This window comes from Ilumatobacter sp., from assembly GCF_046290335.1.
In the GTDB taxonomy this organism is placed as follows: Bacteria; Actinomycetota; Acidimicrobiia; order Acidimicrobiales; family Ilumatobacteraceae; genus Ilumatobacter_A.
Window position 1 is genome coordinate 524,208 of the sequence record NZ_JBKAGH010000002.1, and the last position, 26,171, is coordinate 550,378.

Sequence of the window (26,171 nt, forward strand, 5' to 3'; positions counted from 1 at the left end):
GTCGCTCTGGACAGCCATGAGCACACGAACCATCCGCCTGACCGCCACCACGACCCTCGCCGCGCTCGCGGCCACGCTTGCTGCGCTCGGACCACCGGCTCCGACGCACGCCGCCAACTTCGTCGTCGACACCTTGAGCGACAATCCCGCCGATGGTGACACGCTCCGCGAAGTGATCTCGCTCGCGAACGGCACGCCGGGGCCCGACCGCATCACGTTCGCTGAGGGCCTCACCGGCACCCTCACCCTGACGTCCGGTCAGTTGACGACATCGGGTGGACTCGAGATCGTCGGCCCTGGCGAGAGCCTGCTCACCATCGACGGGGGCGGATCGTCGAGGGTGCTGCAGGCGAACAGTGGTGACCTGACCCTGCAGGGGATGACGATCGCGAACGGGGCGGCGCTCGGCTCGGGCGCCGGCGTCGCAGCGACCGGCGTCGAAAGTGTGAGCGTGCGCGACGTCACCTTCGTCGGCAACGAAGCGTCGAACCAGGGCGGCGGACTCTGGATCGCGAATCCGACAGGGGACCTCATCGAGATCGTCGATGTGATGTTCGACAACAACCGCTCCGGCAATGCCGGTGGCGGGCTCTACCTCGACGACCTCGCCGGCACCGGCGAGACCCGGCTCGAGCGCGTCTCGTTCATCGAGAACACCAGCGTGAACGGCAACGGTGGCGGCGCCTTCGTGTCGACCCCCGGCCGTTCGTTGATCGTCGACGACATCGGTGCCGCTCGAAACGTCGCGACCAACGCGAACGCCGGCGGCCTCTGGCTCGACGGGGGCAGCGTGACCATCGAGGGTCTCGACGCACTCGACAACGAAGCCGGCGCCAGCTTCGGCGGCGCGACGATCAACTCGAACACGGGTGACGTCGAAGTCCGCAACGCCGTCTTCTCGGGGAACACCTCGACGAACATGGGTGCCGGCAACATCTCATCGGCCGCCGCACTCGAACTGCACGAGTCGACGGTCAGCGAGAACACGTCGGTCGGATTGGCCGGACTCCAGATCGGATCGGTGGGCGAGGCGCGGGTCGAACTCTCGACGTTCCGTGACAACACCGGGGGCACGACTGGTGGACTCCAGGTGTCGAGCGCCTCGTTCGTGCTCGATCGGTCGACCGTCGACGGGAACGAAGGAACCAACATCGGTGGCGTCGCGGCGATCGGAACCGGAACCTTCATCGATTCCTCGACCTTCTCGAACAACCTGTCGGGCGGCGCGACGGGCACCGGGGGCGGTCTGTACGTCTCCGGCGGCGTCACCGTCACCGTCACCGACTCGACGTTCGTCGGCAACGAGTCCCGCGAAGGCGGCGCCATCCACGGCACCGGCGTCGCCACGGTCCGCCTGCACCACACGACGATGGTCGACAACTTCGCGACCAGTGAGGGCGGCGGCGTCTACGTCGGCGCGGGTGGCGACATCGACGTGCGTGACTCGATCGTGGCCGACAACACGTCGCCGAGCTTTCCCGATGTCAACGATCCGACGCTCGACGTCGACCACTCGATCGTCGGCAACGCGATGGGCATCGTGGTGAACCCGACGGCGTCGCTGTTCGGCGTCGATCCGAAGCTGAACTCGCTCGCCGACAACGGCGGCCCGACGCTGACGATGCTGCCGATGCTCGACAGCCCGGCGATCGACGCGGCCAACGACATGGCGATCATCGTCCCGCCCTACGACGACCAGCGCGGGCGGCTTCGTCCGACCGACAGCCCCGACATGGGCGCCGTCGAGGTGGTCGCCAGCGACTTCGAGGTGTGGACACCGATCGAGCCCGCACGTTTCGTCGACACCCGCACGACCGGCATCACGATCGACGGTGTCGATGCGGCGACGGGCCGCTTCTCCGCCGCCGAACAGCGCCGCATCACCTTCGCTGGCCGCGGCGACGTCCCGGGCGACGCGGTCGGCGTGATCGCCAACATCACCGCCGTCGGGCCGACCGGCAAGGGCTTCATCACCGCCCACCCGTGCACCAACCCGATGCCGATCGCCGCGTCGCTCAACTACACCGCAGGGGTCAACCTCGGCAACGAGATCATCCTCGGACTGGACGGCGACGATGCGTGCATCTTCAGCTCGGCTGCCGCTCACGTCACGGTCGACGTCGTCGGCTACATCTCGGCGGACTCGCCCTACCGCGCGGTCACACCGGCTCGCTATGCCGACACGCGATCGACCGGCGTCACCTTCGACGGCATCGCACAGGCGGGCGGCGCTCCGGGTCCGGTCGGCGAGATGACCGTTCCGGTCGCCGGTCGAGGCGCGGTGCCAGCCGACGCCGGTGCCGTGGTGCTGTACGTCGCGGCGGTCGCGCCGACCGGCAACGGCTTCGTCACGGTCTGGGACTGTGACGGCAACGCCCCGCTGGCGTCGAGCCTCAACTTCGTCCCCGGCGTCAACCGTGGCAACGAGATCATCGCCGACATCGGGCCGGGCGGGGATGTCTGCCTGTTCACGTCGACGAGCGCTCACCTCACGGTCGACGTGGTCGGCTATCTGCCGACCGGGACGAACTACGAATCCCTCGACGTCTCCTCCCGTCTGCTCGACACTCGGCCGACGGGCGTCTCGGTGGACGGCGCCTTCGTCGGCGGCGGTGTGGTCGGTGCCGGCGAGATGGTCGAGCTGATCGTGGCCGGGCGCGCCGGGATCCCGAACAACGTGACGACGATTTCGGTCAACGTCACGGCGATCAACCCGACGGCACCCGGTTTCGTGACGGTGTACGACTGCACCGACATGCCGCTGGCGTCGAGCCTCAACTACGTCCCCGGCGTCAACGGTGGCAACGAGATCATCGCCTCCGTCAACCCGAGCGGGCGTCTCTGCCTGTTCACGTCGCAGGCGACCGATCTCGCCGCCGACGTCACCGGGTTCACCTCCCCCTGATCCCACCCGGCGACAGAGTGGGTCAGACCCACTCTGTCGTCCGTCGGTGCGGGCGCGCAAACGACAGAGTGGGTCTGACCCACTCTGTCGTTTCCGCGCTCGGGCGTAGGCTCACGGCATGAGCACCGAGCCGGATCTCACCGTCACCTACGACGCCTCGACGGCGCTGATCGTCGTCGACATGCAGAACGACTTCGCCCATCCCGCCGGGTCGCTGTTCGTCACCGACGGCGACACACTCCTCGACGGCATCAACACCCAGATCGACGCCGCACGTCAGGCAGGTGGGGTGATCGTGCTCACCCAGGATTGGCACCCGCCGACAACGCCCCACTTCGTGCCCGACGGTGGCGTGTGGCCCGTCCACTGCGTCGCCGGAACGTGGGGTGCTGCGCTGGTCGACGGGCTCGATCCCGACCACCGGGCCAGCGCCATCATCCGCAAGGGCACCAACGGCGAAGACGGCTACTCGGCCTTCGCAATGCGCGAGCCGGGCGGTGACATCGACCTCCCTACCGGGCTCACCGGGCTGTTGCGCGAGCGGTCCATCGATCGAGTCGTCGTGTGCGGACTCGCCACCGATGTCTGCGTGGCCGCCACCGCGTCGAGCGCTGCTGCAGCATCGTTCACCACCACGGTGCTGTGGCGATGGAGCCGTCCCGTCGTCGCCGATGACGAGACGACGGCGCGGGTGCTCTCGGAGTTCGCCACCGCCGGCGTCGACGTGATCGACGGACCGACGAGCGACAGCTGAAATGAACGAACTCGATCTGGCCACGACGATCACGGACAGGTGGATGCAGACGCGCGGGCCGCTGTTCACCGACATGTACGAGCTCGCGATGGCACAGGTGTACGTCCGCGAGGGGCTGTCGGAACGTCAGGCGCAGTTCGACTACTTCTTCCGTTCGACGCCTGACTACGGGACCCACCAGGCGGGCTTCTGCGTCAGCGCCGGACTCGAACCGTTCCTCGCATGGCTGCGCGGCGTGCGGATCGAACCCTCCCACATCGACGCGCTGCGGGCGATGAGCTCACCATCCGGCACCGCTGTCTTCGGTGACGACTTCCTCGAGTGGCTGGCCGCTCCCGGACGCTTCGACGGCATCGAGGTCCGCGCCGTCGGCGAGGGTCGGGTGGTGCACCCGCACGTTCCGATCGTGACGGTGACCGGACCGCTGGCGATCTGCCAGCTCATCGAGACGTCGTTGCTCAACCACTTCAACTACCCGACGCTCATCGCGACGAAGGCGGCGCGGGTCGTGCAGAGCGCACGCGGCGGCCGCGTGCTGGAGTTCGGTATGCGACGCGGGCCGTCGACGGGCGTCAACGAAGGTATCCGCGCGGCACTGATCGGCGGATGCGTCTCGACGTCGAACGTCGAGGCCGCGATCGCGCTCGGAAAGCAGCCGATCGGAACCCACGCGCACTCGTTGGTGCAGGCGTACATGGCGCTCGGCGACGGCGAAATCGGTGCCTTTCGTGCGATGGCGGCGAGCGCTCCCGACGAGTGCATCCTGCTCGTCGACACGGTCGACACGCTCGGCTCCGGCGTGCCGAACGCGATCCGCGTGTTCGACGAACTGCGGGCGGCGGGACACGAACCCGTCGGTGTGCGTCTCGACTCCGGCGACCTCGCCTACCTCGCGGTGCAGACGGCCAAACTGCTCGACGACGCCGGCTACCCGGACGTCTCGATCGTGTTGTCGAGCGATCTCGACGAGCTCAACATCTGGCAGATCCTCACCCAGATCGGTGATGACGCCGAACGGCTCGGCATCGATCCCCGCCCGATCCGCACTCGGCTCGTCTACGGCGTCGGCACCCGGCTCATCACGTCGCACGGTTCTGGTGCGTTGAACGGCGTGTACAAGCTGGTCGGCATCGAGAACGCCGACGGTGAATGGACGCCGGCGATCAAGATCTCCGAGGATCCGGGCAAGGTCCCGCTGCCCGGACTGAAGAAGGTGTGGCGGCTCTACGACCGGCGCGGTGCCGCCGTCGTCGACCTGATCGGCCTCGCCGACGAGGATCCCCTCCCGGACGAACTCAACGTCGTGCATCATCCCAGTCGCGACGGCGTGCATCAGGTGATCCGTCGCGACGACATCGATCACATCGAAGAGCTCCTGACCCCGGTCTTCGGCGACGACGTCGCGCCCGGGCCTCCCGCGAAGATCGACGAGCTCGCACACCGGTGCACGATCGACATCGACCGGCTCGACATCGGTGTGCGTCGACTCGTCAACCCGCACCGCTACCACGTGAGCCTGACCGACCGCCTCCACCGCCTCCGCCTCGACCTCATCGCCCAAGCCGAAGCCTGATCGCACCAAGCGGGTCACGAAAGGTCATGGTGCCAGGCACGATGACCTTTCTGATCTCTGTTGCGAAGAGCTAGCGGGTGAAGTTCTCGAAGTAGCGGCTCGGGGTGGGACCGCGTTGGCCTTGGTACTTGGAGCCGTGCGCTCCGGAGCCGTAGGGGTTGTCGGCCGGCGAGGTCATCTGCATGAAGCTGACCTGGCCGATCTTCATTCCTGGATACAGCGTGATCGGCAGGCTGGCGACGTTCGCCAACTCGAGCGTGATGTGGCCGTCGAAGCCGGCGTCGATGAACCCAGCCGTCGAGTGGATCAACAGACCGAGGCGTCCGAGCGACGACTTGCCTTCGACGCGACCGACCAGATCGTCGGGTACCGCGACTCGCTCGAGCGTCGACCCGAGCACGAACTCACCGGGGTGCAGCATGAACGGGTCGTCTCCGACACCGTGCTCGTCGACCGGGATCTCGATCAACTCGGTGAGGTCGTTCATGTCCTCCTTCACGTCGATCACCCCGCGAGTGTGATTGCGGAAGACGCGGAAGAGATGCGAGATCCGCACGTCGATCGACGACGGTTGGATCAGTGACTCGTCGAGCGGATCGATCACGATGCGTCCGGCATCGAGCTGTTCACGAAGGGATCGGTCGGACAGGATCACGATCCGCACGATAGCGAGACCTGCCGGTAGCGACCGCGAGCGACAGAGTGGGTCTGACCCACTCTGTCGTCCTGCCGGTGGTTGCGGCGACGTTCGGCGCGGCATCAGCGAGAAAAGTGCAAGGCTTTCGGGCGAAGCGAATCCGGACCGACATGAGCAAGCGAACCCTCTCCATCGTCACTGCGACCCTTGCGGCGAGTGCAATCGCCGCGTCCGGGATCGTGGCCGTCTCAGCTGATGCCGTCCTCGCTGCGCCGACGACCTATCTGGCCGACACGCTGAGCGACGACCCGACCGACGGGTACACGCTGCGCGAGGCGATCGCCGACGCAGACGCGAATCCCGGGGCCGACATCGTCGGATTCGTTGCGGGCCTCACAGGGACGGTCGTGCTCGACGGCACACAACTGTCGATCAACGACAGTGTCACGATCCGCGGTCCGATGGGCGGCGGCATCGCCATCAGCGGCGACGGCTCGAGCCGAATCATCCACTCGTTCACCCCCGGGGTCGATCTCACCATCGAACACCTCGAGTTGACCGACGGCAGCGCCGCGTTCCTCGGCGGTGCGCTCGCGTTCTACCAGGGCAACGACCTGCGACTCGACCACGTCACGGTCTCGAACAGCACCACCGCCAACGACGGTGGCGGTGGTGTGTCGGTCGGCGAGATCACCGGTCGCGTCGACATCGTCGACTCCATCTTCCGCGGAAACACGGCCATGGCCGGCAGCGGCGGCGGCCTCCTGGTTCGAGATCACGACGATGGCGCCGGGGTGCTGATCGTCGACTCCGTGTTCGAGGACAACCATGCCCTGACCGGCTTCGGAGGCGGCCTGTACGTCAACGCGTCGACGAGCAGCGCTGCTGCACAACGTGTGACCGTGTCGCAGAACTCTGCCCCGACGCGCGACGGCGGCGGGTTGGTGTTTCTGGGTAGCTACACGGAACTGTCCGACACCACGATCCGCGACAACCAGGCCGACGACGAGTTCGGTGGCCTGTTCATGCGATCGAGCGAAGCCAACGCCAACGTCAGCGGCACGACCATCTCCGGCAACACGTCGGCGGAGGCGGGCGCCGGATCGATCGAGTCGGTGGGATCGTTCGTGAACCTGGCAGGATCCGAGGTGACCGGAAACGCAGCGGGAATTCTCGGGGGGCTTCGCCTGTCGGGGCACGAGGGCGTCAACACACGCGGCACGACGATCGCCGACAACGCGGCGACGATCGCGGTCGCCGGCCTGTCGGTCGAGAACACACCGCTGTTCACCATGGAACGGTCGACGATCGATGGCAACACCGCACCCGAACGCGCCGGGTTGACGATCAGCGGTGTCGATTCGTCGACCGTGAGCCGCTCGACCATCTCGAACAACCGATCGACGATCGGTGACGGTGGGGGCATCACCGTGTCCGGCGTCGCCCCCGACACGCTCTTCGTGTCGCTGTCGACGATCTCGGGCAACGAGGCGGGCGGTGACGGAGGAGGCGTCCTCGCCGATTCGGTCGACGTCACCGCGTTCTCCTCGACCATCGTCGACAACGTCGCAGCCGGACAGGGTGGCGGCATGGCGTCCGATGGCACCGCCGAGTTCACGATCGACCACACGATCCTGCGCGGCAATGCTGCACCCCTCTTTCCCGAAACCACCGGACCACTGGCCGCCAGCTGGTCGATCGTCGGAGACACCACCGGGGTTCCGCTCCTCGGCGGTGGCGACAACCTGGGTGACGTCGACCCGCTGCTCGGACCGCTCGCCGACAACGGTGGAGGAACTCGTACGCACCGACCACTCGCTGGCAGCCCGGCGATCGACAGCGGCGACCCGGCTCTGGCTGTCGTTGTCGGCGAAGGCGATCAGCGAGATCTTCCGCGACCGGTCGATGTCGTCGACATCGGCTCGGTGGAGGTCGCGACGCCGGCCGCGTCGATCTGGGTGCCGGTCGCTCCGAGCCGCTTCGTCGACACGCGTGCCGCCGGCGTGACCGTCGACGGCGACGATCAGGCGACCGGGCGGATGTCGGCCGGGTCGCAGCGGAGGATCACGATCGCCGGCCGTGGTGAGGTACCCGCCGACGCTCGCGGGGTGCTTGCGAACGTCACCGCGGTACGACCCTCGACGAACGGGTACGTCACCGTCCACCCGTGTGTCGAGCCGGCGCCGACCACGGCATCGCTCAACTACACCACGGGGATCAATCTCGGCAACGAAGTGATGATCGGCCTCGACGCGGGCGATCTGTGCATCTTCACGTCGTCGGAGATCGATGTGACCGTCGACGTCGTCGGCTACATCCCCGGCGACTCGGCGTACCAGCCGGTCGAACCGCAACGCTTGCTCGACACACGCCCGGGTGGCGTCACGGTCGACGGCCAAGCTGCCGGAGTCGGATCGCCGGGCGACGCTGGCGTCGTCACGCTGCAGGTGAGCGGCCGAGGCCCCATCCCCGTGGGCACCGACACCGTCGTGTTGTACGTCGCCGCGGTCCGGCCAACGGCAACCGGCTTCGTCACCGTCTGGGATTGCGACGCCGACCGCCCACTGGCATCGAGTCTGAACTTCGTGGCGGGCGTCAACCGTGGCAACGAGATCGTTGCCACCGTCGGCCACGACGGCGAGGTGTGCCTGTTCGTCGAACGCGATGCTGACCTCACCGTGGACGTCGTCGGATACGTCACCGACGGCGTCTCGACCAACTTCCTCCCACTGGCCGTTCCCAGCCGGATTCTCGACACTCGAGCGATCGGCGAGACCATCGACGGGCTCTTCGCGGGCGGCGGCAAGCGGGCAGCTGGTCAGACGCTCTCGCTCGACGTCGGCGGCCGCGCCGGCATGCCGAACACTCCGGCCTCGGTGACCGTGAACCTGACGGCCGTGCAGCCCGAAGCCGTCGGCTACGTGACGGCATATCCCTGTGGCGGTGAGGAGCCCAACGCGGCCAGCCTCAACTTCGTCCCCGGTGCGAACGGCGGCAACGAGATCGTGGCGTCGCCGAACGAAGACGGCGAACTCTGCCTGTTCACCTCCGCTGCCGTCCACCTCACCGCCGACCTCACCGGCTACACGTTCACGTGATGAGCGGCGGGTGACCGCGCCGTGCGACAGAGTGGGTCTGACCCACTCTGTCGTCAGACGAGTGCGCCGACCGCGGAACCCATCAGGTCGATGAAGTTGTCGGCGTAGAACCGTTCGCGCACGTCGTCGCCGCGGTCGCCGAGGCTGCGTTCGAAGCGCTCGAACGGGCGACGACCGCCTTCGACGTGTGGGTAGTCGGTGTTGAACAACAAGATGTTCGGGCCGATCTGATCGGTGACCCACCCGATGTCTTCGGTCGGGTACGGCGTGACGCGCACCTGGCGTTCGACGTACTCGCCGGGCGTCAGGCTGAGCGCGCGGAGCCGTTCCTCGTGGCGCCCGAACGCGTCCATCGCGGACTCCATCTGCTTCAGCCAGCTCGGCAGCCAGATGCATCCCTGTTCGATGACGCCGACGCGCAGCTGCGGATGGCGTTCCAAGACGCCGTCGAAGATCATCGTGGCGAGGGTCTGCATCGGCGGGAACGGGATCGCCATGTAGTCGACGGAGCGGAAGTTCTCCTCGCCGCCGTGGAAGTCGGGCGGGATCGGCAGACCGTTGACGAAGTAGCCGGGATCGATGAGCGCGCCGGTGCCGCCGACGTGGAAGACGACCGGGATGCCGGCTTCTTCGGCCTGACGCCACACCGGGTCGAGCGAGCGGTGCGACGGCGAATGGCCGGCAGGGCAGCCGGAGGCGACGAGCAGCGCCGCCGCTCCCATCTCGATCGCCTCGGTCGCCATCGCGGAGGCTCGATCGAAGTCGGCGAGCGGCACGTAGCAGGTGGGGAGCAGCCGGTCGTCGACCGAGCAGAACTCGGTCATCCCGCGGTTGTGTGCCCGGGCTGCGCCGTAGGCGAGATCGAGGTCGACTCCACCGTCGGGCCCCGGATGCTCCCACTGGTACAGACGAGAGTTGTGGAAGGTGTTGAACATCAACTGGCTGTCGACGCCGATGAAGTCGAGCACCCGCGGACGGTCCTCGGGAAGGAACGATCCGGTCGCGGCGAAGTTCTTGCGGTTCATCACCTCGACGTCTTCGTCCGCGGTGAACTCCTCGGAGCGGTGACGGTCGGCGAGACGAGCGAAGATCTCCTCGAGCTGCGCGTCGTCGAGGACCGCGGCGACTCCCGCTTCACCGGTCTGCGCGAGTTCGTTCGCGTACGACGGGATCGCAAGGCGCTCGCGGATGTCGGGATCGGCGTGGTCACGCAGCCACGTGGGCGGCTCCATGATGTGAGCGTCGGCGTCGTGCACTCGTGGACGATCGATGTAGGCCATCCGCCGATTCTCGCGTGCCGGATGCCCGCCGGTCGATGCAGCCGCCCGGAGTACCACTGCGGATCGCCGGGCGCGAACCTCATCGCAAGCCAGCTGCTCCCGCGTCGGCGGCGTTGGCGCCGGTCGTCGGTGCCGACGACGAGCGCCGGTCGTCAGTGCGGATCGCGGGGCGAGGCCGACTCGTCGGCGGCGCGGCGCTGGGTGGTGAGCGACTCGTCGGCTTGTGCGAGCAGTTCGTCGACCAGCTGTTCCGACGACGGGAACCGACCCGTCGCGCCGACGCTGACCGAGTAGCGAACCGAACGACCGTCGACGTCCACACGGCGACCACTGACGGCGACCCGTACCCGCTCGGCGACCTCGGCGACGTGCGCAGCGTCGGCGCCCGGCAACACGACGGCGAACTCCGATCCGCCGAGCGCGACGATGACGTCGGTCGGCCGCACCTGGGCGGTGACGTCGTCGATCACACGCTGCACGACGACCTCGACGATCGAGGCATCGACCGCACCGGCATCGACCGCACCGGCGTCGACACCGCATTCCTCGATGCTCAGCAGGAGCAGCCCGCAGAGTTCGTCGTCGTCGCCCCATCCCGGTGCGTCGACGATCTTCGTTCGTCGATCGTTGACGACGGACCCGTCGGCCGCCTTGGTGCTCTTCATCGCCCACGTACCTCGCAGTCGTACCTCACGTCGGTCGAGGCCTCGACGACGTGATGATCTATCGGCACACACCCGCCGACGGTCAAGGATTTCTTCACTCCTCGACGCGTGGCCTAGCCGTCAAGCGTTGCTCGGGGAGCGCCACGTGCCCGACGTGCCGCTCGGTGCCGGAGCAAGTCACTGCGGACCCGGCGTGGGGGACGCCTCGTAGGCCACTGCACCCCGGGAGGCGGTGCCCCACCACTCAGCAGGACGCTGCCCGGTCGACCGGATCGATCTCGGGGTCGACCTCGTTCGAGCCCTCGTTTCCCACGGCCTCTGGCGCAACGGCGGGCTCAAGACCGGAACTGATCACGAGTCCGTGCCGCGACGTGCCCACCACAGGGGTTTGCAGGGGTCGAGAGGGACTATCCTGGTCATCTCACACCAACAACGGCAAGTCCCGGGTTCTGGCACGAAACACCAGGTCGCGTGGCTGGTCAGCGTTTCCTTCGGCTAACGTCGGGGGCCTTCGCGGATGTAGTTCAATGGTAGAACATCAGCTTCCCAACTGACCGAAGGTCGGCTGGACAGCGATTCTGATCGGACTATAATCGTGACGAATCCCCAGCTCAGGGGCCAGATTTCGATCTGATCCGAGTCGGAGATGCCTCGCCGACAGGCTTGTCGTGCCCACTGCGTGCCCACAGCACGGGACTCCAGGAGGCATCAATGAGCGCCAACGGACAGTTCGGCTCGATCCGCAAACTTCCCAGCGGCCGGTTCCAGGTCCGCTACTTCCACCTCGGCCGTCGTATCACGGGCGACACGACCTTTCCGACGAAGGGCGACGCCCGAGCGTTCCTCGCCGGCGTCGAGACCGACATCCGACGGGGGAACTTCTTCGACCCATCGGCGGGTCGGGTCACCTTCGCCGAATACTCCGGCTGGTGGCTCGACCAACGATCGATCAGACCACGCACCCGGCAGACCTACGAGTCGCAACTCACCCACCTGCTGCCGACGTTCGGCCGAGCGCAACTCGCCGAGATCACACCGGTCGACGTTCGGCGCTGGCACGGCCAACTCTTCAAATCGAGTCTGCACCCGAACTCGGTCTCGAAGATCTACCGACTCTTCCGCACCATCCTCACCACCGCGGTCGACGACGGGCTGCTCTCCAAGAACCCGGCACGCATCCGCGGCGCATCCAAGGAGCACATGATCGAACGGCCGCTGCTCAACTGGGACCAGGTCGTTGCACTCGCCAACGCCATCCTGCCTCGCTACGACGCCCTCATCTGGACCGCCGCCGCGTCGGGTCTTCGCTTCGGCGAACTCGCCGGACTGACACTCCGCCACTTCGACATCGAGCGGTCCGAACTACGCGTCGAACAAGCCCTTTCGTACACGCGGGGCCTTGGCGCGACAATCGGTCCGCCGAAGACCGACAGCGCGCACCGCACCGTCGTCGTGCCGAACCAGATCACCGCCCGGCTCTGCCTCCACATCGAAGACCATCTCAACGACCCCGGGCCCGGCGACCTCCTCTTCACCTCGATGCGCGGGAGTCCGCTCCTCAACCGCACCTTCGCACCATGGTGGCGACGAGCTGTTGCCGAAGTCGGGCTCCACGGCACCCGCTTCCACGACCTCCGACATCTCGCCGGCACCGAAGCAGCCACAGCGGGAGCATCACTGCGGGAGGTGATGTCGCGGATGGGTCACGCCACGAGCAGCGCATCACTGCGCTACCTGAAGGCATCGGAGATCCGGGACCGAGACATCTCCGACGCCATCGGCGCAAGGATGCCGCAGTCGTGATCGGGCCGAGTGATTCACCCGATGGCGACGATGGACAGCCGTATACGTTCGTATTACAATCGGATACTGATGACGAACTGTTCGACATCGATGCACTCGACGAGGTCGATCCTTTCGAGATCGATCGCCAGGCCGCCCATCTGTTCAAACATCATGCGCTCGGTATCGACGACATCTATGAGATCTGGAACTCCGACCCGCTCTTCTATCCAGCCAAGCCTCCGGCGCACTGGATCATGGTCGCCGACATCGCCGGTGAAGTACTGATGGTCCCACTCGCCCCACCCAACCACGGCGACTCGACGAAGTGCCGGCCGATCGGGTGCTACGTCGCCGCCAAACACGTTGCCGACCGCTATCGGGAGGACCGATGACCAAGAAGATGACCCCGCAAGAGGAATACGACTTCTACGCCAAGCCCGAGAACCAGACGCTTCAGGGCCCAGCGCGCCGCCGAAAGTCGAAGCTCACCGAACTGGTGCCGGTGCGCTTCGCTCCCGAAACGCTGGAGCGAGTGCGCGACGCAGCCGACGCCGACGAGCGTTCCGTGTCAGCCTGGATTCGACGCGCCGTCGAACGGGAGCTGGCGGGCGACTCCGCGCGGTCGGCGTGATGAGCGACGAACGGACATCGCAGGGCTCAATCGAGGAGTGGCTCAGTCGAGCAGGCGAGGCTCGCAATGCAAGTGAGGTCAACGAGCTTCTCGGGCTCAGTGAGCGCGACCTCGAAACGCTCGAGCGAGATGGAGTCGTTCTCGCGCTCTCGACTGCTGAGGCGAGATACTTCCCTACGTGGCAGTTCGACCTCGGTTCGACGGAACCATCGATTCGACTGGTCACATCGCAGATCGTGACGGCGTTCCGGCAAGAAATCGATGACATTTCGCCCTACGTGATCGCCGCCTGGGCGACAAGTCCCCAACCCGAACTGGCAGATCAGACGCCGGCAGAGTGGATCAAGGCTGGTGGCGAAGACGCACCAGTCGTGCTGGCAGCTCAACGAGCAGCGCACCTCGAAGCAGCCTGAACGTCTACATTCCGCGAACACGAAACGGAATTCTGGGATTGGTTACGCCCGGTCGACGTGGGCGAACAGGGCGTAGACACAGTCTGGGCAGAGGTACCGGCGGTGGTAGATAGTTTCGTCCGGGGCGGAAGATCGAGCGGCTTGTTCGTGGAGCCAGTACATGACACCCTGGTCCGTGTCGAGAGCTCGCGGAATGTGGGTTCCCCGTTCCGACTGACGAACGATGTTCTTGCCCCATGACTTCTTGTCGCCCCGCGCGAACAACGTCGAGCAGAGGGTGCACTGGCTGAAGCCGAGTTTGTCGAGGAGTTCAAGGCGGAGGCCCTCGAGTGGCTCACGAACCGGTGCGGTCACGACCTCTGTCACCCGAATCCGTTGAGTGCCGGTGACGTGGACAAGACCGACGCCGAGGCGACTGGCAATCGCGATCTCGTCGTCATCGAAGGGCTTCGGTCGGGCTTCGGCGAGGTAGCAGCGGTCGGCATAGATGGAGTACCCACTGGCCTGGCCGACTGCTGTTGCGAACGGTTGCTTTCCGTGCTTGACCTCGATCGAGACGACCTCAGATCGGCCGGACAGGTTGCCTCCGACGTCGCGAAGCCCAACGACGTCGATGCGACCGCGCTTGAGGCCCGAGTCGATCGCCGTGTGGAAGCAGCCAAGTTGGTCCTTCGCCCAACGGGCGACTCTGGGGTAGTAGTCAGATTCGCGCATCAGTCGCCGCCTCTCCCGGCACGGGCAAGTATGTCGATCGCTTCGCTCCGATGTCGGTGAAAGCCGCCGAGCGGCGACAGAGACGGACAGAGGAGCACCTCGATGTCGCTCGTGGTTCGTACCCCGACTCGATTCCACACCTTCTGCGTGTTCTTGCCGGCAACGACAATCGTGGAGAGCTTTGGAAGAAGTGCCAGCAGTTCGGCGGTCAGAGTGGCAGCGAGTGGCTCTGCGGTCGTCCACGTCTCAGCGATGCGGTCGGGGTCGGGCAAACCTCTACTCCCGCTCGACCCGATGACGTTGACCCACCACGGAAACACATTCCAGTGAAGCCGAATCTCCCTCTGCAGGCCCGCCGCTGCGCAGGCCTCCGTTGTGTACCGAGCGGTCTGGTCGTTGTTGTCCGGCGAGATGAATCGCGTCGTGGTTGCGACGCGGGAAGGATCTTGGAGCAGCAGCAGAACTCGCGAATTCACGCCACCCGAATCCGGGTCGAACCACGGGACGGTTGTCCCGGCACCGGCCGGAAGTCGGTGATCACTCCGGAGCGAGCGAATCCAGTCGTTCAGCGGCCGGACGTGCGATTCGTTCAGGCGCTTCAGCCGTCGTTCGATCGCCGTCGGATTCAGATCTGGGCACAACATTTCGTCGCCAGGATGCGGGTTCCACCGTTTCGCCACACGCGGAGCGTAGGTGGTCTCGTCTCGTCGTCCCGGTCCGACCAGCCGTCACCAGTCGAGCGGGTGGGTGCTGGGTGCGTCGTGGCCCGGTCATGGTGGAACAGAGAGAGAGTTCGCTCCCGTCTGCGCCTGGCACCGATGCGGGTTGAGCTGAACCGTCCTACAGCCACGATTGAGCGTTCTGTCGGAGACTTCTCGTCGCCCGCGACAGTGGGCCGACGAAAGCCGACGAGGAGGCTTGTCCACAGGCGGAGGGCGGCTATCCCCAGGCAAATCACATGGTTGTGGTTCTTACTATCCACAAGTGTTCCGCGCGCACAATGACAACAATGGAATTTCAGGGCTGTGCTTCTCCGAAAGAATCCCTCCCGAATACGAGACTTTCTTGGGGCACCGACACATAAGAGGTCATGTCTGCCGACCTGAGGCAGACATCACCGACGAGACAGACAAAACCGGGAGGCCCCAGTGGCCGCCAGCGAGGCACAATCGAGCCGGGACATACAACGGCGAGATTGGCGCGAAATCCGCCGGCTTCGTCACGTCGGATTCGGCGACGCCGAAGCGCATCTTGATCGGCTGAACGCCGACAGCGACCTCAAGAACCGGCTCGCCCTCCAGAGCTACGCCGGGCCCGAATGGGACCGATTCGCAGAACTGCTCGCGCGATACGGCCTCGGCGTGCTGACCGCGTGGTGTGTGACCGGCAAGATCTTCGACGAATGCGACCGCGTCGGTCGCGTGCTTCGTCGATCAAGGATTGACGAAGACGACGCCGCCGGTCTCGCCGTCGAAACTGTGGCCAAGGCCGTCGACGCGTTTCGCGAACAAGTACTGATCGGCAACAAGTGGGATCCTCGCCGCGGCGCGTCACTGAAGACGTTTTTCGTTGGCCAGTGCAAGTTCCAGTTTCCGAACGTCTACCGCCCATGGCTCAATCTTCAGCGCAACCACCACCGAGCAATCGCGCGGATTCGCAGCGGCGCGTCGTCGACGAACTCGCCAACCGAGCGGATTGCCCTCGATCCGATCCACGATTTCATCGACTCGATCGACGACCCGCTCACCCGAGGGATCGTCTACCTCAAACACCAGGGCTTTCCTGAAGCCGCCATTGCTGAGCTGTGCGAAACAACCCTTCCCACCGTCAAGAACCGTCTCTACCAGATCAGAAAGCAGCACCGTGACATCGCCTGACCCCGCCTTCGAGGAACTCATCCAACGATCCTCGTTCGGAACGCCGACCGTGCGCACCATCGCCGCGCACACGCCCGCTGACCTCGTCGCCGCATCTCTTTCACGGGTTCGCGACTTTTCCAGATCCCACCGACCTACACCCACCACAACCTCCCCGAAATCGCCCCGAAAGGACGACAACGGCGGCGGGACACCAAGTCGTTGAATCTCAACAGGAAAGGAGAGCCCTGATGTACCAGGGAGCAGTCATCCAGGAACAAGGCGTCACGTTCGGAGTGCTGGTGGTTAAACCCAGCGTTCTGAACAGCAGCACCCGTGACCAAATGGTCAACGACGCCTCGCGCGCCTTCGGCAACATTCCCGCCGTCCTCATGGCACAGGACCACCGGGGCACACCGAGCTACTACGGGCGCCAAGACATCAGCAAATTTATGGCGAACGTCCCGCTCGCCGCCGTGCCGTGGCGCCGATACCGCCTCGAGTGAACCGCAGCTACGACCGTCCATCCATACCACAAGGAAAGAAGCATCATGAGTAACCCCAACAACCGACACGTCGTCCCCGGGAAGAACGGTGGATGGGACATCAAGGCCCCCGGCTCCGAACGTTCGAGCGGACATCGTGCCACGCAAGCTGAAGCCGAACAACGAGCCAAGGAGATCGTCGGCAACCTTGGCGGCGGCGAAGTGCGAATCCATCGACCGAACGGTCAGATCCGTGATAGCGACACCGTCGCACCGGGCAACGACCCTCGGTCCTCACGCGACGCCAAGCACTAGGACCGCGTTGGTCATCGCCGCTCTCACCGCCCTCGTGATTCTTGGGCTGTGGACCCTCGAGCAACTCGAGCTACTTCCGGACGGCAACATCCGAACGTGGCTCGCACGAGCCGCCATTCTCCCCGTCGTCCTAGCGGCATTCACCGTTCCGTCCGCGCTGCAGCGCGGAATCGACTGGTACGTCCAGCGGAAGACCAACGAGGTCATGCAGCAGTTCGAACCAACGTTCAAAGAGCTCATCCCAGTGACTACGCCCCGCGACAATTGATCGTGCTCGGCGTCGAAGGGCAATAGGAGGTGTACGCATGACAGTCCATCGCGAAACAGAACGCACCGTCTTCCTCCTCGGCGCCGGGTTCTCGAAGGCTGTCGGCCGAGAAATGCCCACCATGGTGGAACTCGGCGCTGAACTCGCTCGGCAGTTGTCCGGGCGAACGGGCGCCGAGCGGCTATTGAGCGACGCCGAGCGGGTCGCCGTTCGGGCGGGACGGGTGCCGATGAACAACCTCGAGGTCTGGCTCTCGTCGCTCGCGACGAAGCAGCCGTTCCTCAGGGAGGCCGACAACCTCAGGCGCAGGTCAGTCTTTCTCGAGGTCTCCGAGATGATTTCCGAGATTATTCGCAGCCGCGAGACCGAGGTTCGCAGTAGACCGATCCCGGAGTGGCTTCAACGCATCGTCACGGCCTGGCATGCGATGCAAACGACGGTTCTCACCCTGAACTACGACTTGCTCGTGGAGAGCGTCGTCCGGGCTTTGGTTCTTCGCGGTGGAGACCACAAGGCCCAGCCGGTACACATCGCTGGCGGTGTGCCCCCGGAGTTGCCCGAAAAGGGGCAGCGCTTCGCAGACGAGATATCCCCGACGTTTACACTGCGAAAACTTCACGGTTCCATCAACTGGTTCGGTAGACACGACAGCCACGACCTCTTCTCGGTGGTACGCATCGATTCCCTGGTTCCTGGCTGGGCATCATCGGCTCCCGCTTCGGTGTCGCGGAACAGTGCGGCGACAATCGAGGGCTTGAGCCCGATTCTGCTCCCACCGGTTGCGGACAAGGGATCGTTGTACGGAAACCCGACGATCGGGTCTCTGTGGCGGTCCGCTCACCGCGAGCTCAACCAGGCGCGCCGACTCGTTTTGTTCGGCTACTCACTCCCTCCGACCGACGCCTCCATGCTTGCGCTACTGACGGAAACGCTCGGCGCCGACACACAGATCGACGTCATCGACCGAGATCCGCGTCCCGTAGCCGAGTTGCTTAGATCACTTGGTGTAGCCCGAACACGCCTCCGACAGATCGCCGAGCCGGGCACGGACAGCTTCGCTGACTACCTTGACGAGACCGAGCAGGGCGTGGCCCACGCAGTTGACTGGGCGGCCGTCAGTCAGATTCATCCCGAGTGCTACAGCGCGGTGTGCTTCCCCGATCGGACAGCGTGGCCAGTCATCGGTGTGCAAGAAGATGACACCGAAGTCGCCTTAATCATCGGCACCGAGCCAAATCCCTCTGGACTCGTGCGGCCGTCTTCGTCCAGTCATCTGCCCGAGACTCTCAGGAAAGCGACGCTGATCAAGCGAAGCGACGGATACCAGGCGAGGCCAACAGCGGTTCGGGTGAGAGGTAATACGACGAGCGACTCGACGCTTGAGATCGACGCCACACCTCTTCATCTGGCCAGAATCGCTCCATAGGTGCTGCCCTGCCCGAAGCCTTCGTAGCTCGTCTACGCGGTCCGGAACCGTTGAAGGCGTGCCTACTTGCTGGAACCTCCCGCCTATCCGACAGATATCGATCCTCCGTGCGCCGGATCGAGGTCACCGCAATGCATCAATGCGGCGGTGTGCCACCCAGTCATCAACGTCATCCTGATCGAACCGGACATACTTTCCGACCTTGTGGAATGGGATGCGTCGCTCGCAGACGAGTCGTCGGACGAAGCGCTCGGTCGTGCCGAGGCGTTCGGCGAGCTGCGGGATGCCGAGCATGGGACGTTCGACGCCGCCTTGCCTGAGGGTGGTTTCTCGGATCATCGGGTGCTCCTTCGTGCGGTCGTGCCGGCCGACGTCGAGTCGATGCCGTTGCGGATCTGAAGTGCCTGAGCCGAGTCGACGTAGGGGACGAACTCGACGACGTCGCCGGCAATGCCACAGTCGTGGCTCGGCAAGCGCTCGGGCGTCGTCGACCGGACGATGAAGTGCCCGCACCTCGGGCAGATCCATGCGGTGTCCATGTCGCTCATGACGCCGCCATCGGTTCAGCGATGGCCGGCTTCGTCGAGAAGACCAGCGGACGGAGCGAGCCGAGTGGCGACCGGTCCCAGAGTGCCGGGTCGATTCCGATGATCGGCGGTGAGCCATCCGACGGAACGAACGTGACGTGGCCGCGGTCAGCGGTGCACCGGTCGTGGAAGTGGTGCGGGAGGAACTGGGACCAGCCGAACTTCTGTCGCCACACGGTGGTGTGGCCGTGAATCTGTGGCCACGGGCATACGGTCCAGTCACGGTAGACCTCGGCGGCTGCGGCCCAGATCGGGCCCGGCGCCGGCGCCCGATCGCAACCCATCATGGTCCCGGGCCGGGCAATCTGTTCGATGGGCATCGAGTTCAGCCGGCCGACGACTCGGAACGGGTCGGGCTCGCCGGCGAGGTCCTGCATCCAGAATGCGTGACCGATGCCGGCGTGCGTGACCACGCCGGTGACGCCCGATGACGACGTGATGGTCGCGGCCCGCTGGACAAGTCCGTCTCGGTACCAGGCGGCGAACTCGGCGAGCGCGGTCGGATGAGCCTGCCGCCCCGCTCGACCGACGATCGGGCCGCCGACGGCGAACAGTTCCCAGTTGCCGGCGAGCTGCGTCCATCGACCCGCCGCGATGTGTGGCGCAACGAGTCGGGCAACGTCGATGTCGGCTCGGCCGCCGAAGAGGTCACCGACCTGCACGACGTGGAGGTCCGTCGGCCACGCGTCGTCAGTGACACCGAGTGAGCCGAGAGCGTGGCGGAGGTGTTCGACGTAGCCGCCGACGTCGCCGATCACAGCAACCCGTCGAGTCTGCTCACTCATGGCCGACTCCGTTCGCTGACGCCGAGGAATGATCGGGCCGGTTCGCCACTGCCTCTCGAACCCGGTTGACCGGCCAGCCGACGGTTGAAGCTGCACGAGTCGGGCCGACCTCTACGGCGAGCCGCACCACGACGTCACCCTGCTGCGCCTCAAGGACCTCGACCTTCGCCTGCAACTTGTCGATCTGATCTGCGTACCCGAAGAACTCGGCGACGGCCTTCACCTCGAGGTCGTACCGATCGCGCACCCGATCCTTCGCTTCTCGCTCTGCTGTCGAACCCGGCCGGCGTGCCATCACATCTCCTCGCTACGAACTGTCGATCTACCCACCTGACCCACCGGCGAGACCACCAACCGTTACATCGAAATCCGACGACGTCGACCAACCCTGAACGACGACGAACCCTGCCAACGAACCGAACCCGAACTCACACACCCGAACGACGACCACCGACCAACACCGACGAACGAAACCACCCCCACCGACCGAACCCACGAACCGAAACAACCGACCCACCCCGACCACCGAACCCGACCCGGCACCCCAAACGACCGACAACAACAACAAAACCATCCGTACACACGTGCACCACAGGTGCCGGACCGCCCATTCGGGCGTAACGCGCGGCCACTTCGCCGGCGTGTCGGGAGGGTGTCATGTTGTCGTTGTGGAAGCTCCGAGTCGGCGCCGAGGCGTACTACCTGTCCCAGGTCGCACGCGGTATCGACGACTACTACTCCGGCGCAGGGGAAACCGCCGGCCGCTGGTTCGGCACCGCTGCCGACATCCTCAACCTGCCGGACGCCGTCGACGGGGCCGACCTTCGAGCGATCCTCGCCGGGCTCGTCCCCGGCACCGGCCTCTCACCGAACGGCACGCAGATTCGGGCCTTCAAGAACCGCGTTCCCGGCTTCGACCTGACGTTCTCGGCACCCAAGTCTGTGAGCGTGATGTACGCATTCGCCGACCCGATCGTGCGAGCCGAGGTCGTCGCCGCAGTCGACACCGCCGTCGAAGACGCGATGTCGTGGCTCGAACGCGAAGCATGCTTCGTGCGGCGCGGATCGAACAACCGGCGGTCCAAGGTCGCCCCGTTCGAGACGTGGGGCACCCGCCGCCTCCCCGGCGCTGGATTCATCGCCGCCGGCTTCCGGCATCGCACCAGCCGCGCTGGCGACCCACAACTCCACACCCACGTTCTCATCGCCAACCTCACCCGAGGCCCAGATGGTCGCTGGAGCGCGCTCGATGGCCAGGCCCTCTACCGCTCGAAGCTCGCTGCCGGCGTCGTGTTCCAGACCGCGTTGCGCGACGAGATGACCCGGCGACTCGGCGTCCGATGGCGTCCGGTCCACGACCACGTCGCCGACATCGCCGGCATCCCGCAGAAGGTGTTGACGCACTTCTCGAAGCGACGAAACGAGATCGAAGGAGAACTCGAACGCACGGGCCAGACCGGACCCGCCGCAGCCGATCGAGCGACTCTCGCCACCCGACCCGAGAAGGTGGAGATCGACCAGGAAACACTCGACGAACGCTGGCGCACTGATGGCGAAGCGATCGGGTTCGGGGCCGAGGACGTCAACCGGCTCCTCTCGAACTCGACGGGGCGGTCACCGAACACCAGCCTCGATCCTGACGCACGGATCGCGACCCGACTCATCGATCGCATCACCGGCGAAGTTCGCGAGCTACTGCTGACGATTGAACAGTTCGCACTCGCCGTCGCGTTCGATCTGCCTGAGCGCAGCGCGACCGTGACCCGACTCGAGGTTCAGAGCGCAGTCGCCGATCACCTCCTCGGCAACGGCGGCGCGGTGGTCCTCGAACGACTCACCGACGCTGTCCTCGCCCACCCCGAACTCGTTCTCATCCCGCAACCGAAAGGTGCGGTCGCTGCCGGTTGGGAGCAGCGATGGACGACCCGCCGGATGATCGAGATCGAACGCCAAGTGCTCACCCTCGTCACCCCGACCAACGATCGGAACACGGCACTCGACCCGGCGAGTGTCGAAGTAGCGCTTGCCGAGTTCTCCCGATCACTCGGACATGACCAGATCGACACTGTCCGCCGAATCTGCACCCAGGGCCTCGATGTCGAGGTCGTCGTCGGTCGCGCAGGGACCGGCAAGACGTACACGATGAACGCCGTCCGACACGTCCTCCACGCACATGGACATCGACTCGTTGGGGTCTGCCCAACCGGCAGGGCGGCACGCGAACTTGCCGACGGTGCGGGCATCGACGCCTACACCGTCCCTCGACTGTTCACCCACGCCGAACTCGCCGCCGGCGACGTCCTCGTCGTCGACGAGACCGGCATGTGCGGCACCCTCGATCTCCATCGCATACTCACCCACGCACGCGCCATCGGCGCCAAGGTCGTTCTCGTCGGGGACCATCGGCAACTCCCCGAGATCACCGCAGGCGGCGGATTCAGAGCTGCCCTCGGCGCCGTTGGCGACCGCCGATGCGAACTCACGATCAACCGACGCCAGATCGAACCGTGGGAACACGATGCTCTCGATCATCTCCGCGACGGCGACATTCACAGCTTCTGGACCGCCTACCGAGATCACGACCGCATCCACCTCGCCGGCACCGCAGACCAACTCCACGCCGAAGCGATCGACGGATGGTGGAGCCATCACATCGCTGGCTACGACGCCCACCTCATTGCCGGCACCCGGGCCGCAGCGCGGCTCATCAACCGGCTCGCTCGCGAACGAGCAGACCAAGCAGGACTCCTCACCGGTCAGCCACTCATTGTCCGAGAGCGCAGATTCCAGGTCGGCGATCGCGTTGTCCTGCTGACGAATGCGCCGGGACAAGTCGATCTCGAGACCGGCCAACGATGCCGCGTCGACAACGGCATGATCGCCACCATCGACGCCATTAATCAAATGAGTTGTGACGTCGACATCACCATTTCCGGCGGACAGCGACGCATCCGACTCGCAAGCGACTACGTCCACTCAGGCGCAGTCGACCATGGCTACGCCACCACGATTCACAAAGCCCAAGGCGTCACCTGCGACCACATCCACGTGGTCGGCCCTGCCGGCCTCTATCGCGAAGCTGCGTACGTCTCGCTCTCGCGAGCTCGCCGCTCGGCGCACCTCTACGCAACGACGAGAGACGCCGCCATCATCGGCGAGCCCGCTCACACCACCGGCATTCCGCTCGCCACCGAGAACCTCGACGACCCCGAAGCCGACATCACCACCACTATCTCGGAGAGTCGCGCCAAGCAGTTCGTCACTGCGGAACACCCGGGTCTCGATCGCATCGCTGGCCTCGCAGCCAACAATGACCTCGCCGCTCTCAACGACCGAATGCGACACGTGCGGAAGGTCATCGCCGAACTCGCCGAAGCCGGCACCGCAGACCCGATGCAAAATGTCGAGGAGCTTCGACTCGCCGAGGACCACCGTCACCGAATGAGGGTCGGCGGACGGGTCAACGCACGCGACTGGGACAACGTCGGCACCATTGAACGGCTCCACGACACGATCGGCCATGCCAGCGTCCGCTTCGTCAGCGAGTCCGGCCAGATCACCACGCGGCGACTCTCGTGGCATCTTCTCCGGCCGATCGACCACCCGGACGAGGTCCAACTCACCGATCTCGCGGTCACCTACCTCTCAGAGGAATCGGCGCGCATCGAGGAGGAGCGATCACAGTGGATCGCCCATCTCGACGAACGGGGTGTCGTTCCCGACGAAGCGACAATCATCTCCGCTGCGATCGAGCAACGCGGAGAACAAGTCGCCCGAGCGCTCCGCGCCACACCACCCACCTGGCTCACCTGGTGGGCAGGAGAACGGCCCAGCGACCCCACTGCGGCCATCGTCTACGACGACCTCGTTGCCGACTTGGCCCACTGGCGCGACGAACAACGCATCCCACCGGATGAGCCCGGCTTCGGACCACACCCGGCTAACCCTGAGCTGGCCGAGCGGTGGCGAGAGCACCTCGATCGAGCGCTCGCCGTCAGAGAGTCGCTCCTGCGAACCGAACCGACTCTGGCACCGAGGTTTCCCCGGCTCGACGCCGCGGCGATCCGGTGTCGACTCGAAGAACTCGACGCGCTCCTCGCCACCGCACCGGCAGACCAATGGCACGTCGTCGCACAGTTGTTGTCGAGGGTTGGCGACGGCCTGACCGACATCGTCGAGGCGTTGCGAGCCGCGGATGTAGGTCAGCAGCTTCGCCGCGACTGGATCCTCGAACACTGGCCCCACATCGTCGAGCACCATGAACTCACCAAGCTCAGTTCCCAACTGCCGCCGCTTGCGCACTGGCCCACGTCCGTATCGCCCGCAGTCGAGTCAGCGCTCGACGATCTCGCCAAATGGATCGACTCGAACCTCGACGATCACACGAGAACGGCCGTCGAGGGTAGGGATGCGCGGGCGACGCTCGACCTCTGGCGTGCGGGGCATCGCGTCGATCATCAGCCTGCAACGGCGTCTCAACAGCTCGATCGCAAAGTCTCTCAGGCCATTGCGTCTCGGGCCCCATGGGTCATCGCTCTCGTCACCGACCACGTCGAGGCGGACGGTCTGCCGCGTGCCGATGATCTTTTGTCGCTCTCCTGCTGGATCTGTGGGTCAGGTTCGGCCTGGGAGGGCGGGTGGGTGGCTCCCGAGTGCGAGGAGGGCGAGGGCGATGAGGGGTTCGGGTCCGTGGAAGCCGAACGCGATGCGGGTGAGGAGTCGGATCTTGGTGTTGGTCGACTCGATGAGGGCGTTGGAGAGCCCGGAGTCGAGTGCGTGATCGATCGCCCCTCGGTGCTTCACGATCTTGCGGGCGAGTTCGATGAAGGCCGGCATGCGTGATCGGCGCGCCCACGACAGCCATCTGTCGAGGGCGTGCTTGCCGGCGTCGCCCTTGACGGCGAACACGAATCGCAGTCCTTCCTTGAGGAGGTAGGCGCGATGGAGGCGAGGGTCGATCTTGGCGATCCAGTCGAGCTGGGCGCGTTGGTTGTCGGTGAGATCACCAGGGTTCTTCCAGAGCGCGTAGCGGGCGCGTGCGATGCCGAGCGAGGTGCCTCGGGCTCGTCCTCGCTGGGACATGACGGTCGTGATCGCGTTTCGTCCCGATGCCTGGTTCCAGGCTCGGCGACGCTCGACGTCGAGTGCTTCGATCGCCCACGCGACGACGTGAAACGCATCGGCGCAGCGCACGGCGTTCGGGGCTCTCTTGGCAACGACGCGGGCGATCCAGCCCGCCATGTCCGCAGAGATGTGGGTCAACTCCGCAGCGCGTTCGTCGCCGAGTTCGTCGAAGAACACCTCCAAGTCGGCGTCGGTGCGGCCCGGGCCGACCCACACCAGATGCCCAGTGTCGTGATCGACCACGACGATCAGGTAGCGGTGCCCGCGCTTGTAGGAGATCTCATCGATCCCGATCCGTCGCAGCCCGTCGAGACGATCAACACGCGCCTCGACATCAGCATTGACCCGCGTGACAATCGCCCCGATGGTGCGCCACGCCACCCGCAACAACTCACACGTCGCGGACTTCGAGGTGCGCACCGCCAACCAGGCCGCCAGGTCGTCGAAGTCGCGGGTGTGGCCGACACCGTGACGAGCCCACGGCACCGCCGCCACCGTCGGGCCATGAGTTCGGCACCGGACCCGTGGTGCGTCGGCTTCGATGAACACCTTCGTCGTGCCGGCGTCCAACGCCCGCCACCGCCGACGACCATCACCACGGTCGTAGCGAGGCGAACGTCGATGGCAGTGACCGCAGCGGCCACGAGCCTTCGCATCAGGTCTCACCGACACCACGATCGAACCATCGCTGTCGTCAACGCAGACCCCTTCCACGACCGTGCGCGTCAACCCGCACGCCTTCTCCCATACCTTGGTGTTCAGCACCCCGTCTGCCGTCCTTTCAGTTTCGAGCCTTCGACAGCGCGAAACCTAGGAATCAGGCGGGGTGCACCCGCGGATAGGCCCTCAACTCACCCACGGACAGAGCAG

At 65.6% G+C, this 26,171-nt stretch carries 21 protein-coding genes and 1 pseudogene; 13 read left to right on the forward strand and 9 right to left on the reverse strand.

The window, feature by feature from the left end:
• Positions 1–16 precede the first annotated feature (16 nt).
• The 3 genes from ACE37B_RS10885 to ACE37B_RS10895 all read left to right on the forward strand — a co-directional run bounded on the left by ACE37B_RS10885 (position 17) and on the right by ACE37B_RS10895 (position 5,232).
• Positions 17–2,905 carry a choice-of-anchor Q domain-containing protein gene (locus tag ACE37B_RS10885; RefSeq protein ID WP_409923350.1) on the forward strand — a complete coding sequence of 963 codons (2,889 nt, stop codon included), beginning with the start codon at positions 17–19 and terminating at the stop codon, positions 2,903–2,905.
• A gap of 118 nt (positions 2,906–3,023) precedes the next feature.
• Positions 3,024–3,659 (forward strand): isochorismatase family protein, encoded by a 636-nt coding sequence (locus ACE37B_RS10890; protein WP_409923351.1) that lies wholly within the window; start codon positions 3,024–3,026, stop codon positions 3,657–3,659.
• 1 nt (position 3,660) lies between these two features.
• The gene (locus ACE37B_RS10895) at positions 3,661–5,232 is read left to right on the forward strand and encodes a nicotinate phosphoribosyltransferase (protein WP_409923352.1); all 1,572 of its coding nucleotides are present in this window, start codon (positions 3,661–3,663) and stop codon (positions 5,230–5,232) included.
• Between the two features lie 70 nt (positions 5,233–5,302).
• Here the strand turns inward: ACE37B_RS10895 and dcd are convergent, their stop codons facing one another.
• The gene (gene dcd, locus ACE37B_RS10900) at positions 5,303–5,887 is read right to left on the reverse strand and encodes a dCTP deaminase (protein WP_409923353.1); all 585 of its coding nucleotides are present in this window, start codon (positions 5,885–5,887) and stop codon (positions 5,303–5,305) included.
• Between the two features lie 152 nt (positions 5,888–6,039).
• On the opposite strand from dcd, the gene ACE37B_RS10905 reads away from it, so the two are divergent.
• Entirely contained in the window at positions 6,040–8,967 is a 2,928-nt protein-coding gene (locus ACE37B_RS10905) for a choice-of-anchor Q domain-containing protein (protein ID WP_409923354.1), read from the forward strand.
• 53 nt (positions 8,968–9,020) lie between these two features.
• Here ACE37B_RS10905 and ACE37B_RS10910 read toward each other — a convergent pair whose 3' ends face one another.
• Together ACE37B_RS10910 and ACE37B_RS10915 are read right to left on the reverse strand one after the other, a co-directional pair.
• Complete coding sequence (locus ACE37B_RS10910) at positions 9,021–10,247, reverse strand: amidohydrolase family protein (RefSeq protein ID WP_409923355.1); 1,227 nt, start codon at positions 10,245–10,247, stop codon at positions 9,021–9,023.
• Between the two features lie 152 nt (positions 10,248–10,399).
• On the reverse strand, positions 10,400–10,912 hold the full coding sequence (locus ACE37B_RS10915; protein WP_409923356.1) for a GGDEF domain-containing protein: 513 nt from the start codon (positions 10,910–10,912) through the stop codon (positions 10,400–10,402).
• A 711-nt stretch (positions 10,913–11,623) separates the two neighbouring features.
• Between ACE37B_RS10915 and ACE37B_RS10920 the strand changes: the two genes are divergently transcribed.
• Genes ACE37B_RS10920 through ACE37B_RS10935 form a run of 4 tightly spaced genes read left to right on the forward strand, consistent with a single transcriptional unit; the run spans position 11,624 to position 13,741 of the window.
• On the forward strand, positions 11,624–12,715 hold the full coding sequence (locus ACE37B_RS10920; protein WP_409923357.1) for a tyrosine-type recombinase/integrase: 1,092 nt from the start codon (positions 11,624–11,626) through the stop codon (positions 12,713–12,715).
• Positions 12,712–13,089 carry a hypothetical protein gene (locus ACE37B_RS10925; protein WP_409923358.1) on the forward strand — a complete coding sequence of 126 codons (378 nt, stop codon included), beginning with the start codon at positions 12,712–12,714 and terminating at the stop codon, positions 13,087–13,089. Before ACE37B_RS10920 ends, ACE37B_RS10925 begins: the two co-directional genes overlap by 4 nt.
• Positions 13,086–13,328 carry a CopG family transcriptional regulator gene (locus ACE37B_RS10930; protein ID WP_409923359.1) on the forward strand — a complete coding sequence of 81 codons (243 nt, stop codon included), beginning with the start codon at positions 13,086–13,088 and terminating at the stop codon, positions 13,326–13,328. The genes ACE37B_RS10925 and ACE37B_RS10930 overlap by 4 nt, the downstream gene beginning before the upstream one ends.
• On the forward strand, positions 13,328–13,741 hold the full coding sequence (locus tag ACE37B_RS10935) for a hypothetical protein (RefSeq protein ID WP_409923360.1): 414 nt from the start codon (positions 13,328–13,330) through the stop codon (positions 13,739–13,741). Before ACE37B_RS10930 ends, ACE37B_RS10935 begins: the two co-directional genes overlap by 1 nt.
• A 42-nt stretch (positions 13,742–13,783) precedes the next feature.
• Here the strand turns inward: ACE37B_RS10935 and ACE37B_RS10940 are convergent, their stop codons facing one another.
• Positions 13,784–14,455, reverse strand: a complete 672-nt coding sequence (locus ACE37B_RS10940) for a hypothetical protein (protein WP_409923361.1) — start codon at positions 14,453–14,455, stop codon at positions 13,784–13,786.
• 1,361 nt (positions 14,456–15,816) lie between these two features.
• Between ACE37B_RS10940 and ACE37B_RS10945 the strand changes: the two genes are divergently transcribed.
• The 4 genes from ACE37B_RS10945 (at position 15,817) to ACE37B_RS10960 (ending at position 18,805) form a co-directional block, all read left to right on the forward strand.
• Positions 15,817–16,332, forward strand: a complete 516-nt coding sequence (locus ACE37B_RS10945; protein ID WP_409923362.1) for a hypothetical protein — start codon at positions 15,817–15,819, stop codon at positions 16,330–16,332.
• 230 nt (positions 16,333–16,562) lie between these two features.
• Positions 16,563–16,817 carry a hypothetical protein gene (locus tag ACE37B_RS10950; protein ID WP_409923363.1) on the forward strand — a complete coding sequence of 85 codons (255 nt, stop codon included), beginning with the start codon at positions 16,563–16,565 and terminating at the stop codon, positions 16,815–16,817.
• Positions 16,818–16,862: 45 nt separating this feature from the next.
• Positions 16,863–17,111 (forward strand): DUF2188 domain-containing protein, encoded by a 249-nt coding sequence (locus ACE37B_RS10955; RefSeq protein ID WP_409923364.1) that lies wholly within the window; start codon positions 16,863–16,865, stop codon positions 17,109–17,111.
• Between the two features lie 305 nt (positions 17,112–17,416).
• Positions 17,417–18,805: a hypothetical protein gene (locus ACE37B_RS10960; RefSeq protein ID WP_409923365.1), complete on the forward strand. Its 1,389-nt coding sequence runs from the start codon at positions 17,417–17,419 to the stop codon at positions 18,803–18,805.
• Between the two features lie 123 nt (positions 18,806–18,928).
• Here ACE37B_RS10960 and ACE37B_RS10965 read toward each other — a convergent pair whose 3' ends face one another.
• From ACE37B_RS10965 to ACE37B_RS10980, 4 genes are read right to left on the reverse strand one after another with little or no spacing between them, the layout of a single operon-like run.
• Complete coding sequence (locus ACE37B_RS10965; protein WP_409923366.1) at positions 18,929–19,144, reverse strand: helix-turn-helix domain-containing protein; 216 nt, start codon at positions 19,142–19,144, stop codon at positions 18,929–18,931.
• Entirely contained in the window at positions 19,141–19,353 is a 213-nt protein-coding gene (locus tag ACE37B_RS10970; protein WP_409923367.1) for a hypothetical protein, read from the reverse strand. The genes ACE37B_RS10965 and ACE37B_RS10970 overlap by 4 nt, the downstream gene beginning before the upstream one ends.
• Entirely contained in the window at positions 19,350–20,177 is an 828-nt protein-coding gene (locus ACE37B_RS10975; protein ID WP_409923368.1) for a hypothetical protein, read from the reverse strand. The genes ACE37B_RS10970 and ACE37B_RS10975 overlap by 4 nt, the downstream gene beginning before the upstream one ends.
• A complete protein-coding gene (locus ACE37B_RS10980; protein ID WP_409923369.1) occupies positions 20,170–20,472 on the reverse strand; it encodes a hypothetical protein in 303 nt (100 codons plus the stop codon). Before ACE37B_RS10980 ends, ACE37B_RS10975 begins: the two co-directional genes overlap by 8 nt.
• A 362-nt stretch (positions 20,473–20,834) precedes the next feature.
• Between ACE37B_RS10980 and mobF the strand changes: the two are divergent.
• A pseudogene (gene mobF, locus ACE37B_RS10985) lies at positions 20,835–22,763 on the forward strand (MobF family relaxase); the annotation flags it as partial.
• Positions 22,764–24,791: 2,028 nt separating this feature from the next.
• Here mobF and ACE37B_RS10990 read toward each other — a convergent pair.
• Positions 24,792–26,066, reverse strand: a complete 1,275-nt coding sequence (locus ACE37B_RS10990; RefSeq protein ID WP_409922550.1) for an ISL3 family transposase — start codon at positions 26,064–26,066, stop codon at positions 24,792–24,794.
• Positions 26,067–26,171: the final 105 nt, after the last annotated feature.